13 protein-coding genes and 1 other RNA gene are annotated in these 14187 nt (G+C 60.2%); 9 read left to right on the plus strand and 5 right to left on the minus strand.

Features of this window, described 5'->3' with window-relative positions:
• Positions 1-88: 88 nt before the first annotated feature.
• The 3 genes from ACFC5L_RS01545 to ACFC5L_RS01555 all read right to left on the minus strand — a co-directional run bounded on the left by ACFC5L_RS01545 (position 89) and on the right by ACFC5L_RS01555 (position 2009).
• On the minus strand, positions 89-571 hold the full coding sequence (locus ACFC5L_RS01545) for a Fur family transcriptional regulator (RefSeq protein WP_375202043.1): 483 nt from the start codon (positions 569-571) through the stop codon (positions 89-91).
• A 40-nt stretch (positions 572-611) separates the two neighbouring features.
• On the minus strand, positions 612-860 hold the full coding sequence (locus ACFC5L_RS01550) for a hypothetical protein (protein ID WP_375202042.1): 249 nt from the start codon (positions 858-860) through the stop codon (positions 612-614).
• A gap of 132 nt (positions 861-992) precedes the next feature.
• Positions 993-2009, minus strand: a complete 1017-nt coding sequence (locus tag ACFC5L_RS01555) for an SDR family oxidoreductase (RefSeq protein ID WP_375202041.1) — start codon at positions 2007-2009, stop codon at positions 993-995.
• A 258-nt stretch (positions 2010-2267) separates the two neighbouring features.
• On the opposite strand from ACFC5L_RS01555, the gene ACFC5L_RS01560 reads away from it, so the two are divergent.
• Complete coding sequence (locus ACFC5L_RS01560) at positions 2268-3419, plus strand: efflux RND transporter periplasmic adaptor subunit (protein WP_375202040.1); 1152 nt, start codon at positions 2268-2270, stop codon at positions 3417-3419.
• 4 nt (positions 3420-3423) lie between these two features.
• A complete protein-coding gene (locus ACFC5L_RS01565) occupies positions 3424-6558 on the plus strand; it encodes an efflux RND transporter permease subunit (protein ID WP_375202039.1) in 3135 nt (1044 codons plus the stop codon).
• Here ACFC5L_RS01565 and ACFC5L_RS01570 read toward each other — a convergent pair.
• Positions 6555-8408, minus strand: coding sequence for a M61 family metallopeptidase (locus tag ACFC5L_RS01570; RefSeq protein WP_375202038.1), 1854 nt, complete (start codon positions 8406-8408; stop codon positions 6555-6557). The two genes, ACFC5L_RS01565 and ACFC5L_RS01570, sit on opposite strands and share 4 nt — an antisense overlap.
• Positions 8409-8564: 156 nt before the next feature.
• Between ACFC5L_RS01570 and rsmD the strand changes: the two genes are divergently transcribed.
• From rsmD to ssrS, 3 genes are all read left to right on the plus strand, one after another.
• On the plus strand, positions 8565-9128 hold the full coding sequence (rsmD, locus tag ACFC5L_RS01575; protein WP_375202037.1) for a 16S rRNA (guanine(966)-N(2))-methyltransferase RsmD: 564 nt from the start codon (positions 8565-8567) through the stop codon (positions 9126-9128).
• Between the two features lie 96 nt (positions 9129-9224).
• Positions 9225-9509, plus strand: coding sequence for an XrtV sorting system accessory protein (locus ACFC5L_RS01580; RefSeq protein ID WP_375202036.1), 285 nt, complete (start codon positions 9225-9227; stop codon positions 9507-9509).
• A gap of 53 nt (positions 9510-9562) precedes the next feature.
• Positions 9563-9720, plus strand: a non-coding RNA gene (gene ssrS, locus ACFC5L_RS01585) — 6S RNA.
• Here ssrS and ACFC5L_RS01590 read toward each other — a convergent pair.
• Positions 9717-10676 (minus strand): serine hydrolase domain-containing protein, encoded by a 960-nt coding sequence (locus tag ACFC5L_RS01590; RefSeq protein WP_375202035.1) that lies wholly within the window; start codon positions 10674-10676, stop codon positions 9717-9719. The two genes, ssrS and ACFC5L_RS01590, sit on opposite strands and share 4 nt — an antisense overlap.
• Before the next feature lie 181 nt (positions 10677-10857).
• Between ACFC5L_RS01590 and ACFC5L_RS01595 the strand changes: the two genes are divergently transcribed.
• Genes ACFC5L_RS01595 through ACFC5L_RS01610 form a run of 4 tightly spaced genes read left to right on the plus strand, consistent with a single transcriptional unit; the run spans position 10858 to position 14186 of the window.
• Positions 10858-11340, plus strand: coding sequence for an Lrp/AsnC family transcriptional regulator (locus ACFC5L_RS01595; RefSeq protein WP_375202034.1), 483 nt, complete (start codon positions 10858-10860; stop codon positions 11338-11340).
• A 9-nt stretch (positions 11341-11349) separates the two neighbouring features.
• Positions 11350-11934, plus strand: coding sequence for a 5-formyltetrahydrofolate cyclo-ligase (locus ACFC5L_RS01600; RefSeq protein WP_375202033.1), 585 nt, complete (start codon positions 11350-11352; stop codon positions 11932-11934).
• A 19-nt stretch (positions 11935-11953) separates the two neighbouring features.
• The gene (locus tag ACFC5L_RS01605) at positions 11954-12766 is read left to right on the plus strand and encodes a TIGR00282 family metallophosphoesterase (protein ID WP_375202032.1); all 813 of its coding nucleotides are present in this window, start codon (positions 11954-11956) and stop codon (positions 12764-12766) included.
• A gap of 7 nt (positions 12767-12773) precedes the next feature.
• Positions 12774-14186, plus strand: a complete 1413-nt coding sequence (locus tag ACFC5L_RS01610) for an MBOAT family O-acyltransferase (RefSeq protein ID WP_375202031.1) — start codon at positions 12774-12776, stop codon at positions 14184-14186.
• The last annotated feature ends 1 nt before the right edge of the window (position 14187 follow it).

A 14187-nucleotide genomic window follows, 5' to 3' on the forward strand; every position in this document is an offset into this window, starting at 1 on the left:
AAGTGGTGTCCGGTTTTCCGGTTCGATCACGCGACCGCTAAGAATCCAGAACAAGATCGGTACGACCTTGCTCTGGAGCGCCGCGACGCTACTCGCGGCGTAAAACTGCGCCACCCGATTCTTGCGGGACGTCAGCGCTTGATTTTTTGCAGTCAGGCGCGCCGCATTCGCCATAGGCTTCGATGAAGACATCGCTGATCTGCATGCCGGCGGCGGAAAAGATCTCGTCAACCTGCCGCTGGCTAAGACCGATTTCCATGGTGCGCCCGCATGTGCGGCAAGTGATGAACGCTTCCGCCGTCTTGCCCGCTTCGTGGCGCAAAGCGACAAACGCATTCATGCTCGCCACTTTCTTGGCCAATCCATGCCGAATCAAGGCGTTGAGCGCGCGATAAACCGTCATCGGCGCCCGCAGTCCCTGCTGATGAACCCGCTCAAGCAGCGCATAGGCCTTCATTGGCCGCGCATTCGCGCATAACTCACGATAGATAATTCGTTCATTGCGGGTCAGCGTTTTGCCGCCGCCAAGAACGGCAAGCGGACGTGACGCCCGCGGCGTTTCCAGTTCCATGACACCTCTCCAATATGTCTTGCGCGGAACGCGCAATCGTTCAGACAGAATGGGAGCGTGCGGGCGGACCTCTGGACCGGTTGTTGCTGGATGGGTGAGAGACGGCGATTGACGCAAAGGCGACAGGCGTTGCTTCGCTTATGCGTATCGGCGCAATCGAGGGCGGACCTTCCGGCGCGATCTTGACAGCGGCCGCCGCCGAAACCTGGCAGGCGACGCATACGCCGTCATCATCACCATGATCGGCATGCGCATAAAGATGGGTCGCGCCGGCGACCATGAAAAACATGGCGGCCGCCAGAAGAGGAAAAAACAGCGGCCCTGCTTTTCCGCTTCTGATTTTTTTCAACGCTTCAGCCATCACGCCGCTATACTATCACAACCCGGTGATGCTTGAAACGGCGCGCATTATCGCTCGCGCCTAATCCGTCACCGCGTCATGCCAGCTTCTATAGGCGCCGCCGCCAAGAACCTGCGCCTGAATTTGCGCCATGGCGGCGTTCGCCGCATCGGTCGCGGCGGTGTTGGGATGCACCGGCCGGCGCAAGGGCCGCGTCCCGGCGGGCATCGCCATGATCTCCGCAATCGCGCGCGGCACATCATTGGCGTCCGTCGAATACTGGCCATTGAGAATCCCACGGGCCATCTGAACATGGGCGTCATAGGCTTCAAGGCGGTCTTCGTCGGCGCGCTCGAACAGCGCATTGGTGTAGCGCGCGCCATTTTCCCAGATTTTCGTCGGGTACCCCCCTGGCTGGATGATCGTCACCTCAACGCCGAACGGCGCCAGCTCATACGCCATGGTTTCAAACATCGCCTCAACGCCGAATTTGGTCGCGCAATACATGCCAAGACCGGGAATCAGAATCCGCCCGAGTTGTGAGGAGACATTGAACACCTGTCCCTGGCCTTCATCGCGCATCTTCGGCAACACGGCGCGCGCCATGCGCAGATAGCCGAAGAGATTGGTCTCAAAGATCAGGCGCGTCGCCTCCATGTCGGCGAGCTCCACCGGACCGCTGAGGCCAACCCCGGCGTTATTGACGAGGGCGTCCAGCGCGCCGCCAGCGATCTCTTCGGCGCGCGCCACGCCCGAGGCGATGAGATCTTCATCCAGAACGTCGATCTCGACAATGTGGAGCTTGAGGTTCTCGTCCCTGGCGATCTCTGCAAGCGCACGCGCCTCTGCGCGCTCACCGCCGTCAAAGTTACGCATGGAGGCGATCACCGTGGCGCCGAGGCGCGCAAGATGCAGCGCCGTCAGCCGCCCGAAGCCTGAGCTCGTTCCGGTAATCAGGACCGAACGTCCGGAGAGGTCCGGCGCGGCGCCGTCCGCTGCGGCGGGCTGCGCGTTAACGGTCGACGCAGCCGCGGCGGCGAGGACCGTAGCCCCGCCCAGAACGGCGCGACGGGAAGGTTCAAATCGGCGTGAGGACATGGAAATCTCCCTTTAATCTTTGCGTTTTGTGCACCTGCACAGTATTAGACTTGAGGTTGATGTAGTTCGCCGCCCGTCTCGATCCACAGCTTAGTTGAGCCTTATTAGGCAAGCAAACTCATGAGCTTACGGGATAAGGGAAATAACTGCAGGTCTGCGCCGGAAATGCCGACGGATCGTAAGACTTCATACGTTACTCTATATTAGGCATATCATCGTTTCCGCCGCCATCGCGGCCGGAAGTGGAGACAGAAGCGGATGAAATTGCCGGGTTCACTGGCTGTCGGCGCCTTGATCGGCCTCGCCATTGGCGCCGCCGCAACAACCTTCGTCTTGTCGGCGCGCCAGAACGATGGCGCGCCCGGCGCCTCCATGGCTGCTGGCGCGGGCCGCGGCGGCTACGCCCCGGCGGTCAGCATCGTCGTCGCGGAGGTGGCTTCTGTCGGCAAAACCCTTGATGTCATCGGCGAGGGACGCTCGCTGAAAAGCGTCGCGCTCACTTCCGAGGCGACCGGCATCGTCGCCGACATCAACGTTGCGCCGGGCAAGAAAGTCTCCAAGGGCGATGTCCTGTTGCGGCTGGATGATGAAGAACAACGCATCGCGCTTGAACGCGCCAAAGCCCAATATCCCATCGCCAAGCAAAACGCTGAACGCTATGAGGACCTTCTGAATACCGAAGCCGCGTCAGAACTCGAAGCTGAAGCGGCGTTCAACAACTACAAGGCTATTGAAGCCGACTTGCGCGCCGCGGAGTTCGCGGTGCAGCAACGCGCCATTCGCGCGCCCTTTGACGGTGTGATCGGGCTTACCGAAATCGAAGCGGGCGATTATGTGCGCGCCGGCGACATCGTCACGACGCTCGACGACACGTCATCCATTGTCATTGAATTTGCAATTCCCCAGGAAGCCGCCCGCGCCGTTGAAATCGGCCAGAAAGTAACCGCGAAGCTCGCTGCCGGCGCCGACATTCCCCATGACGGCGTCGTCACTGCGATCGACAGCCGGGTGGATCCGGAAAACCGGACGCTGAAAATCGAGGCCACTTTTGAAAATGACGACACCGCGCTTCTGCCGGGGGCCATTTTCGCTGTTTCTACGACAAGCTCGGGAAAACCGGCCGTTTCCGTTCCCGGTCTCGCCATTCAATGGGACCGGTCCGGCCCGTTTGTCTGGCGGCGCGGTCCGGAAGGCGCAGCCGAGTCCGCCTCTGTCGAGATCCTTCAGCGCACGGACGACACCGTGCTTGTCTCCGGCGCCGTCAAACCTGGCGACCTGATTGTCTGGGAGGGCGCAGACCGCGTGCGCGAAGGCATGCCGTTGCCCGGCCTGACGACACAGCATTCACAGCCGTCTAGCGCTGGCGCGGCAAACGCATCCGGGCCCGGCGCCGCCGGCGGGAGTGAATAATCCGGTGAGCACCGAACGCGAGCCTTCCGCAACGAGCACTGGAACGAGCACTGGCGGTTTCATCGGCGTTTTCATCCAGCGGCCCATTCTCGCCGCGGTCATCAGTCTTTTGATCGTCATCGCCGGCCTTGCGGCCATGATGGGCGTCGACGTCCGCGAACTGCCCGATGTCGATCAGCCCGTTGTTTCGATCCGCACCGACTATCGGGGCGCAGCGCCGGAAACCATGGACGCCGAGGTGACATCGGTCATTGAAGGCGCTGTGGCGCAGATCGACGGCGTTCGCATGATTTCCTCTTCTTCGGAATTCGCCGAAAGCCGGGTGACGGCGGAGTTTTCCTCCACGGTCGACATCAATATCGCCGCGACGGACGTGAAAAATGCGATCTCCGGCATTCGCGACGAGCTTCCCGAAGAAATCGAGGAGCCGCAAGTCATCAAGGCGGACCCAGACTCGTCACCGATCATGCGGATTTCGGTTTCCGCGTCCAATCTCGAAGCAGGCGATCTCGGCGATCTCGTCGACGATGTCATTCTGCCGCGGCTTCAGGCGGTCGAAGGCGTCGCCCAGGCTGACGCCTTCGGCGTGCGCAACCGCGTCATCAGGGTGCGGATCATGCCGGTCTCGCTCGCCGCGCGCGGCTTCACTGTCGAGGATGTGTCGCAACTTGTCTCCTCCGCCGCCCAAAGCGCGCCCAGCGGACGCCTTCGCACGGCGTCCCAGCAATTGCTGATCCGCGCAGAATCTCCTTCCAAAACGCCTGAACAGATCGCCGCCCTGCGGCTTGACGACGAAACCCGGCTTTCCGACGTCGCCATCGTCGAATGGGGCCTTGAGGACCTGAACCGCACCGCGCGCGTCAATGGCGCGCCGGGCATCGGCATCGGCATCATCCGTCAGGCGCAATCAAACACCGTCGCCGTGGCCCAGGGCGTCAGAGCCGCCGTCGCCGAACTCAACAACAGCCTGCCGCCGAATGTGCGGGTGGAAGTCATGATTGATGACTCGATTTTCATCAATGAAGCCATCAAGGAGGTGGTGCGCAGCCTCTTCCTCGCCACCGGCGCTGTCGTCCTGGTGATCTTTCTGTTTTTGCGCTCGATCCGCGCGACGATCATTCCCGCTGTGACGATCCCTGTCTCGCTGATGGGCACCGTCGCGGCGATGTGGCTCGCCGGTTTTTCCATCAACATCATCACCCTGCTCGCCCTCGTCATGGCCGCCGGGCTGGTTGTCGACGATTCGATCGTCGTGACGGAAAATATTCAGCGCTGGCGCGGCATGGGCGCCGGCAAGCGCGCCGCCGCCGTCCTCGGCACGAGAGAGATTGTCTTTGCGGTCCTCTCAACGACGGCGACGCTCGCCGCCGTGTTCATTCCCATTTCCTTCCTCCCCGGGCAGGCCGGCAAGCTGTTCTCTGAATTCGGCTTTGTCCTCGCCTTCGCCGTCATTGCCTCATCTTTTGTGGCGCTGACTTTATGTCCGGTTCTGACCGTCAGGCTCGGCCGCGAATTTCGGGCTGAAATGGCCGCCGAAGGCGACGAACTGAAACGCATGCGTGAAAAGCCGGCGGGCCCGCTTGCTGCGCTCTACGGTCCCGCAGTGCGGTTTTGTCTTAATCGTCCGATGATTGCCGTCGTGATTGCGCTGGTTTTCGCCGCCGGCTCCTTCACCGCCTTCACCCTGACGCCGAAGGAACTGACGCCCAACGAAGACCGCGGCCGCGTGTTCATGCGCATTGCGGCCCAGGACGGGGCAAGCTTCGAATATCTCGACCGTAAAATCATGGAAGTGGAAAACCGGCTTCAACCGCTGGTCGAAGGCGGCGACATTGAAGTCATCACGTCGAGCACCAGCACCGACTGGTCCTTCACGCTTTTGCGCTTGCCTGACTGGAGCGAAAGATCGCTGTCGCAACAGGATGTCGAAGGAAAGATTCGCCAGCTTGTCAGCGATATTCCCGGCGTCACCGTCAATCTGCGCAGCGGCAATTCGCTCGGCATCCGCGGCGGCGGCCAGGGCCTTCAATTCGCTGTCGTCGGAGATGATTACGCTGCGGCGGCGGACACAGCCGAAAAGATCGCTGGAGAATTGCAGCAAAGCCCGGTCTTTGCCGACGCGCGGCTTAACTTCCAGACGACGCAGCCCCAGGTCAGCGTCGAAATCGACCGTGAATCCGCCGCCTCGCTCGGGGTGTCCGTCAGCGCCATCATCACCACAATACAGGCGATGGCCGATGAAGTCCGCGCCGCCGAATTGTTTATCGGCGACGACATTATTGAAGTGCTCGTCTCATCCGGCGGTGAGGCGGTGAACGACCCGACCGACCTCGCCAATCTTTATGTTCGCACCTCGGCCGGCGGGTTTGTGCCGCTTTCATCAGTGGCCAGCATCCACGAAATGGCGGTCGCTGCAGATTTGCGACGCGAACAGCGCCGCCGCGCCATTCCGGTCACGGCGCCGCTGGCTGACGGCGCACGCCTCGGCGATGCTGTTCAGGCGTTGCGCCAGATTGCGCCCGATCTTCTCGACGGCGCTCAGTCCGTCACCCTTCTCGGAGAGGCGCGCATCCTTGAAGAATCCAATAAGGCGACGTTCCTGGTCTTCGGTTTTGCGGCCATCATTGTCTTTCTTGTGCTTGCAGCGCAATTTGAAAGCTTCGTCAGCTCTCTGATTATTATGGTGACGGTGCCGTTCGGCCTTGCCGCCGCGATCTACGCCATTTTGCTGACGGGCGGCTCCATCAACTATTTCAGTCAAATCGGTCTTGTTCTGCTCATCGGCATCATGGCCAAGAACGGCATTCTCATTGTGGAATTCGCCAACCAGCTGCGCGATCGCGGGGAAAGCATTCGCGACGCTATCGAACACGCCGCGATGACGCGTCTCAGACCTGTCCTGATGACCGCCATGTCGACCTTGCTCGCGAGCCTGCCGCTGATCTTCGGATCCGGCGCCGGATCGGAAGCGCGCGCAGCCCTTGGTTGGGTAATTTTTGGCGGCCTTGGCTTCGCCACCATCTTTACGCTGTTCCTGACGCCGGTTTCATTCCTGCTCTTTGCACGGCTTTCCAAACCGCGCGCGGCGGAAGGCGCAAAAGTGGAAGAGGAGCTCGTGAAGGCCTCGGCCCTGCGCTAGTCTTCCTTGCCAGCGTCTATTTCTGTTTTCAGCCAACTTTTACGGAACGCCTTTTGCGCATCGGTGATCTCTATCTCCGCCTCTTCATAGGGCGTGATTTTGAGTGTCTTGTCTGCGGCGAAAATGGTTTTCGCGGTGAACTCTTCGCCGCGGCTGGTGAAACGGATGACGGCCTCTTCACCCGGATTGTGACGCTTCATCGCTTTTTCGTAATCAGCTTTGCTGTCAATCGTGAACCGGCCAACGCTTAAAATTTCATCGCCGCGGTCAAGTCCAGCCTTATAGAGCGGTGTTCCCGTCAATGTGTTCGATGCAATGAGAAGGGCGTCGCCCTTTTCTTCAAACGCAACCCTGCCAAGGCTGGCCTTTTCCGGATCGTCGGCTTCGAGTTTTAATCCCGCCGCCGCCAATAGCGGCGCAAAATCCGGCAAATCCCCATCTTCAATATAAGAGGCGAAAAACGCCGCTGCGAAGCCAGCGTCACCTGTCACATCGGTAAGGCCCTTGCGCAAATCGTCATGGGTGTAGGGCTTTTCCGTGACGCCGTGAAGCTTCCAGAGATGGCGCATATAATCATCGAGGCTCACATCCTCGAACTGCGTGCGCAAGGTAAGGTCGAGCGCCAGCGCAATCACTTCCCCATACGGATAATAGGAGACGAACATATTGGCGCGATTATCGGGATCAATAGCGCGCGCCGCATCGACAAAGGCGGCTTCAAGCGACATCGATTGCGGCGAGCCCACTTCGCGCCCAGGCGCATTGATGATGAATGTTAGCGTTTTGGCGAGATCATCCAGATAGTCATCGACAGGCGTCACACCGCTGCGCGCCCGCGCAATATCGCCGTAATAATTGGTGAACCCTTCAGCGAACCACAGGCTTGGCGTCGGATTGGCGCGGGAGAAATCAAACGGCTCCAGTTCCGCCGGGCGCATGCGCTCCACATTCCAGACATGAAAGAACTCATGAGAGAGCGTGCTGATCTGGGCGAAATCCGCTTCGTAAAGCCCGCTCGTGCTGGTGATGATGGTGGAGTTGCGATGCTCCATGCCGTCGCCGGCGACATGGGGCAGGTAATCGGCGATAAAGGTGTAGACGCCATGATCGAACTTCGGCGCCGCGCCGAAAACAGCGACCTGTTCGGCGACGATTTTCTGCGCTTTCGCGGCGTAACGATCCATGTCCTCGTCGTTTCCGTCATGGTGAACCGCAAGCCGGATCGTCTGGCCGTCACTAAGCTTCCATGAGCGCAAATCAAAAGCGCTAAGCTCGGTCGGCGAGTCCATGAGATATTGAAGATTGGGCGCAGTGAAGCGTAAACGCCCGCCCGCCGGCTGCAATTGAGTCGCCGCTTTCCAGCGCCTGTCCGCCACTGCGAAAGAAATTTCTATGGCGCGATCTTCCAGACCTTCGGCCCAGACGAATGTGGCGGGCATGTTGAGATGCGCGTGGGTACGATCAATCTGGCTATAAGTGCCGTCGGCACGATCAGCGTAGAGCGTATAGGAAACGGTGACGGCGCCGTCATGCCCCTCGACCCGCCAGCTATAAGGATCGCGCTGTTCAACCTTGAGCGCATGGCCCCCGCCGTCCACAGCGCTGACCTCATAAACATTCTTGGCGAACTCATGCAGCGCATAGCGCCCGGGAGAGGCGCGCGACATGCGAAACACAAACGGCCCTTCAGCGAGATCGCGAAAGCTCGCGGTGATCCGCGCTTCATGATGGGCGGCGTTCTCAAATGACGCATCATAGACGACGGGTGCATTCTCGGCGGCGGCTGGCGAGATTACGGTGAGTGTAACTGCGGCGAGACCGCTGGCGAGCGCTGCAAATTGGTTCTTCATGGAGCTCCCTTTTTCTGCATCGTGACTGCAAACCGCGCGCCGGGCAATGGTCCCAAAGCAATGGTCCAAGGGCAATGGTCCAAGGGCGACAGCCTCAGGGCGATTGCAGGACTGCGGAACTTGCTGATAAGAGAGCGCGTTTTCAAAAAGGCTCTCATGCGCATCATCGGCGGACAATTCAGCGGCAGAAAAATCATCGCCCCCAAAGGCGTGGTCGCGCGCCCAACGGCGGAGCGCGCACGCGAGGCATTGTTCAACATCCTCGCCTCACGGGGCGATGTCGACTTCGAGGGCGCCCGCGTGATCGATCTGTTCGCAGGCTCGGGCGCGCTCGGCTTTGAGGCGATGTCCCGCGGCGCCGAATGGTGCCTGTTTGTGGAGACGGACGCCGGCGCCCGCGGCGCGATCCGGGACAATATCGAGGCGCTCGGCCTGTTCGGAACAACCCGCATTCACCGCCGCTCCGCAGCCGATCTCGGTCCCAAGCCCGCCGGCGTCGGCCCGCCCTTCACGCTTGCTTTTCTCGACCCGCCCTATGGCAAGGACCTCTGCGCGCCAGCAATGAAGATCCTGCATGAAGGCGGCTGGCTGAAACCCGGCGCCGTTCTTGTCGCCGAACAGGGCGCCGATGAAGCGCCTGTCGCTGTCGATGCGTTCACCGAAGACGACCGGCGTATTTATGGCGCCGCGCAGATCGGGATCTATCTCTACAACGCTTAGCTTTCGAAGGGCTTGTTAACCAAGCCTTTGACGGGGTTAAGCGTGTCTTAACCGCTCCTCCATAAACTGTCCAAAGCATGTGAGAGGGGAGCCCCCATGTTCACAATCTTTGATGTGTTTTCGCTGGCGCTGTTGCTCGCCTCCATGGGGCTGTTCGTCAAACGCTATATGACGCAGGACCCGCCGGTCTATCCCTACCTGATCATCGCCTCGACCTGCCTTGTCGCCAACTGGCTGGGCGAAACGGGCGGCGGCGTTTACGCCCTGACCCTTCTTGTCGCGGCGTCTTTTTCGTTTCTCGGCTGCCTTCTTTATCCGAGCTGGCGCACGATGAATGGACCCGAGGGCCAAAAAACGGCTGGCGGCGACGACGCCCAATAACACAGCCCTCGATCAACACCCCTTGCAGGCGGCGATCCGCACGCCTATTTTTGCCAGTGCTGCCCGGCCCGTCAGGATGACATTCCCCGGGGCCTTATCCATTCGATCGGGAGCTGTCTCTGGTTAGGGCCGTGGCCCTTCTCACGCGGCGCCCACCTGTACCTTAGGGTCCAGGGCGAACAAAAAATCCAACGGCCAGGGCGGCGCTTATTTCTCGCAGGAGAGCGGCGGCAGCAAATGCCGCTCAATCAGATCGATCGTTTCATCATGCATGCCGCGCGTATTGTATCGGGTGCGCGTCACCACAATCGCGGCGTCGAGGTCTTTGAACATCACGACCGCATTGCCGCCATTTCCAGCCATATACCAGCCTGAAAAGGCGCCGCAGGCGGTTTCATAATCGCGCCGCCAGAAGAGATAGCCGTAATCCTGACGCTCATTCGCCTGACGCTGAATGCTGAGCGCGTCACGAATAAAGGCGGCGGGAACGATCTCTTCTCCTTCCCATCGTCCTTCATCAAGGATGAGACGCGCCAGCTTTCCAAGATCGCGCGCCGTCAGCTCCAGCCCGCCGCCGGTCATGGCCTCGCCCGCTTCGGAGTAAAACCACGCCTGTCTGGAAATTCCGAGCGGCTGCAACACGCGCCGTTCAATATAGGCGTCGGCTTTTTCGCCGCTCGCCTGCTCAATCACCTTCCCCAGCAGCACCACGCCCGCCGTGCAATAGCGCCACTGGCCTGTCGCTGACGCATCCGTGGGAAGACCGAAAATCCAGTCACCCCAATTCTCAAGCGGATACATGTTTTCTTCATTGCCGGGACTTTCCGGATCGCTGTCATTGCAGACGAAAGCCGACGACATGGACAACAGATCGGCGATCGTGATCGCTTCTTTCGCGCCGCCGTCGCGCATGGGATGGCCTTCCGGAAAATAGGAAGACGCCCTGTCGTCGACACTGCCGATCAGCCCGTCGCCGATGGCGGCGCCGATCGCCAGCGCCGTCACCGATTTCGTCGCCGATCGCGTATTGTTGAGCGTCTCCGGGCCGCCTTCATTGAAATAGTCTTCATAAGATATGGCGCCGCCGCGAAGGACGAGAACGCTGGTGGTCTCGGGGTAGTCGCCTGTCCTGATCGCGTCGCCGGCCCCAACAAATCTGGAAGACACGTCCCGCGCCGCTGGCGCGCCTCCACAGGCGGCGAGAAAGAGAACGAAAAAGACGAAATATCGCACAGGGTGGAAACTCCTTGAAAGATAGCGTCAGAATAGCAGACAGACACTCTTTTTTTCGGATATAATTCGGAAAGTAGTCAGAATTCCGGACCGTTTTGGGGGATGCACGCGATTTATGGGAAAACTCGACGGGGCGAATGTCAAAATCCTCTCCCTGATGCAGGACAACGCCGCGCTGACAGCCGATGAGATCGCTGAAGAGGTGGGCCTTTCCGCCTCCGCCGTGCAAAAACGCCTGCGCCAGATGCGCGCCGACGGCGTCATTGAGCGTGAGGTGGCGATGGTCGCCCCCAATGTGTTGGGCGGCGTCTCCCTTTTCCTGGTCAATGTTCAGCTCATCCACACCAAGCACAACACGATCGGCGCTTTTCGGGACCTGGTCAGCGGAACCGAGGAAGTCGTACAATGTTTCCACATTACAGGCGCATTTGATTTCTGCCTTTTGGTGGCGGCGAAGGACACGCACGCTTATGAGGCCTTTTCAAACCGCATGTTCACCGAAGACAATTACGTCGCCCGGTTTGAAACCAGTGTTGTCTTGCGATCGGTGAAATATGGTTTCGCCTTGCCGCTCGAACAATTGCTGGCGAGACGTTAGGAGGATTTCATGCTGCCGCCCATCGCCTCTTTCTTCGATCCCAAAAATGTCCTGCGCGAACGCATGAAAGGCGAACGCAAGGCTGCGGCGAAAGCCCGGCCCGACGCGGGCGTTCACGCCGCCGCGCATTTCATGAACGCCATCCCGCGCAAAGAGGGCGCCGTTGTGTCGCTCTACTTTCCCATGCGCCATGAACTCGACACCGAGCCGCTGGTCGCCGCGCTGATCGAGGACGGCGTTACGGTGGCGCTGCCTGTCGTTGCGCGCAAAAAATCACCGCTCGTCTTTCGCGCCTACACGCCCGGCGACGCTCTTGTCGCGGGCTCTTATGGCGAACAGATCCCCGCTGAAACGGCGCCGGAGGCGACCCCGGACATTCTCGTGATCCCCCTCCTCGCCTTCACCCGGGATGGCGGGCGGCTGGGCTATGGCGGCGGCTATTATGACCGGACGCTTGAAAAACTGCGCAAAACCGGCGCGCCCGTCGCCGTCGGCTACGCCTATGGAGCCCAGGAAGTTGACGCGCTCCCCCTCTCGCCCCTAGACCAGCCGCTAGACTGGATTGTCACCGAACGCGGAGCGGTGAAATGTTAGGACCAGTGCGGAGCGTATTTTGCGGATTGCGATATTCGGTGACGTCGTGGGGAGAAGCGGGCGCAATGGCCTGCTCGACCGCCTGCCCGGTTTAAAGAAAAAACTCGCGCTCGATTTCATCATCGTCAATGTGGAGAACGCGGCAGGCGGCTTCGGCGTCACCGCCGACATCGCGGAAGCGTTTCTCGAGGCTGGCGCGGATGCGCTGACCACCGGCAATCACGCCTATGACCAGCGCGACGAGATCGACATTTTCGACCGCGAAGACCGGCTCTTGCGCCCGGTGAACTTCGCGCCCTCAAATCCCGGACGGGGCAGCGGCGTCTTCGAGGCAGGAAACGGCGCCAGCGTTCTTGTCGTTCATGCGCAGGGCCAGATCGGCATGCATCCCTGCGACGACCCTTTCGCAGCGGTCGATCGTGAGCTTGCGGGCGCCGTTCTCGGCAAGGATGTCGACGCCGTCATTGTCGACTTCCATGCCGAAGCCACATCAGAAAAAATGGCCATGGGGCATTTTCTCGACGGCCGCGCCAGCCTTGTCGTCGGCACGCACACTCATGTTCCGACCGCAGACGATCAAATCCTCAAACGCGGCACAGGCTACATCACCGATCTTGGCATGTGCGGCGACTATGACAGCGTCATCGGCATGGAGAAGTCGGAGCCGCTGCGCCGCTTCACCACCAAGATGAATGGCGGGCGCTTCAGCCCGGCCAATGGCGAGGCGACCTTGTGCGGCGTGATGATCGAAACCGATCCGAAGACAGGTCTCGCCGAAACCATTCATCCGATCCGCGTTGACGGGCGCCTGCGCCGCACCCTGCCGGCGTAAGGGCCCGATGACGTTCAGCTCGATTCCGTTTCTCTTTTATTTTCTGCCGATTTTTCTTGTTCTCTATGCGGTGAGCCCCGGAAAAAATATCGCGCTGCTTTGCGCCAGTCTTGTTTTTTACGCCTGGGGCGAGCCGGCTCATATTCTGTTTCTCCTCCTCTCGCTTGTCGTCAATCACATTCTCGCCCGGGCGATCGCGCGAAAAAAAGACAACAGGCTTCTGTTTCTCGGCATTTCACTCAATCTCGCCGGGCTCGGCTGGTTCAAATATGCGGGGCTCATTGCTGAAACGGCAGAAGGGTTTTTTGGCGGCGCGGACCTATTTGCGCAGCCTCATCTTCCTCTCGGCATCTCTTTTTACACATTTCAAGCCATCAGCCTGTTGATCGATGTCCGCCGCAAGGACGCCGAGGCGCCGGAAAATTTCATCGAAACCGCGCTTTACATCTCCATGTTTCCGCAGCTCATCGCCGGCCCGATCGTCCGGTACAAGGAAATCGAAGAACAACTGCGCGGACGCACCCACAGCGCTGACAAGTTTGCATCAGGCGCACGCCTGTTCATTCTTGGCCTTGCGCAGAAAACGTTGCTCGCTAACAATGTCGCCGGCATCGCGGACGCCGCCTTTGACGCCCCGGCGGAGGCGGCCTTGACCATCGGCGCCGCCTGGGTCGGGCTCGCCGCCTATTCATTCCAGATCTTTTTCGACTTTGCAGGTTATTCCAACATGGCTGTCGGCATGGGCCGTATGTTCGGCTTCGAACTGCCGCGCAATTTCAATTTCCCTTATGTCGCGCAGTCGGTGACCGAATTCTGGCGGCGCTGGCACATGACCCTGTCGCGCTGGTTCCGGGATTATCTTTACATTCCCCTTGGCGGCAATCGTGACGGCGCCGCCAAAACCTACCGTAATTTGTGGATCGTATTTTTGTTGTGCGGCCTGTGGCACGGCGCTGCGTGGACATTCGTCTTCTGGGGCGCATGGCATGGCGCTTTCCTCGTCATGGAACGAGCCTTTCTCGGCCGCTGGCTAACCGCAGCCCCCCGTATCTTGCGTCATCTCTATCTGCCGCTTGTCGTCGCGCTCGGCTGGGTTCCGTTCCGGGCGGAAAGCTTTGCGGGCGCGGGCGCTTATTATGCGGCGCTCTTTGGCAAGGACGCCGGCGAGTACCCGACAGCGCTCGCCGACATCGCGCCTGAAGGCTTTGGCTACATTTTCGCCTTATGCGCTGTCACAGCGTTCTGGCCGCTGATCCGCGAAGCCTTAACAGCGCTGCCCAAGCCGACTTTGCCGGCGCGAGTCGTTTCCGGGCGCAGCGCCTTCCTGCTCAGTCAGGCGCAGCTTGTGATCCTGTTCGTCCTGTGCGCCGCCATGCTGGCCGGCGGCGCCTATAACCCCTTTATCTATTTCCGGTTCTGAC

This window comes from Hyphococcus sp., from assembly GCF_041986965.1.
GTDB lineage: Bacteria > Pseudomonadota > Alphaproteobacteria > Caulobacterales > Parvularculaceae > Hyphococcus.

Bases quoted from the DNA above. Each gene is read 5' to 3' on its own strand.
- ACFC5L_RS01545 (WP_375202043.1), bottom strand. From the start codon at position 571: ATGGAACTGGAAACGCCGCGGGCGTCACGTCCGCTTGCCGTTCTTGGC.
- ACFC5L_RS01550 (WP_375202042.1), bottom strand. From the start codon at position 860: ATGTTTTTCATGGTCGCCGGCGCGACCCATCTTTATGCGCATGCCGAT.
- ACFC5L_RS01555 (WP_375202041.1), bottom strand. From the start codon at position 2,009: ATGTCCTCACGCCGATTTGAACCTTCCCGTCGCGCCGTTCTGGGCGGG.
- ACFC5L_RS01560 (WP_375202040.1), top strand. From the start codon at position 2,268: ATGAAATTGCCGGGTTCACTGGCTGTCGGCGCCTTGATCGGCCTCGCC.
- ACFC5L_RS01570 (WP_375202038.1), bottom strand. From the start codon at position 8,408: ATGAAGAACCAATTTGCAGCGCTCGCCAGCGGTCTCGCCGCAGTTACA.
- rsmD (WP_375202037.1), top strand. From the start codon at position 8,565: ATGCGCATCATCGGCGGACAATTCAGCGGCAGAAAAATCATCGCCCCC.
- ACFC5L_RS01580 (WP_375202036.1), top strand. From the start codon at position 9,225: ATGTTCACAATCTTTGATGTGTTTTCGCTGGCGCTGTTGCTCGCCTCC.
- ACFC5L_RS01595 (WP_375202034.1), top strand. From the start codon at position 10,858: ATGGGAAAACTCGACGGGGCGAATGTCAAAATCCTCTCCCTGATGCAG.
- ACFC5L_RS01600 (WP_375202033.1), top strand. From the start codon at position 11,350: ATGCTGCCGCCCATCGCCTCTTTCTTCGATCCCAAAAATGTCCTGCGC.
- ACFC5L_RS01610 (WP_375202031.1), top strand. From the start codon at position 12,774: ATGACGTTCAGCTCGATTCCGTTTCTCTTTTATTTTCTGCCGATTTTT.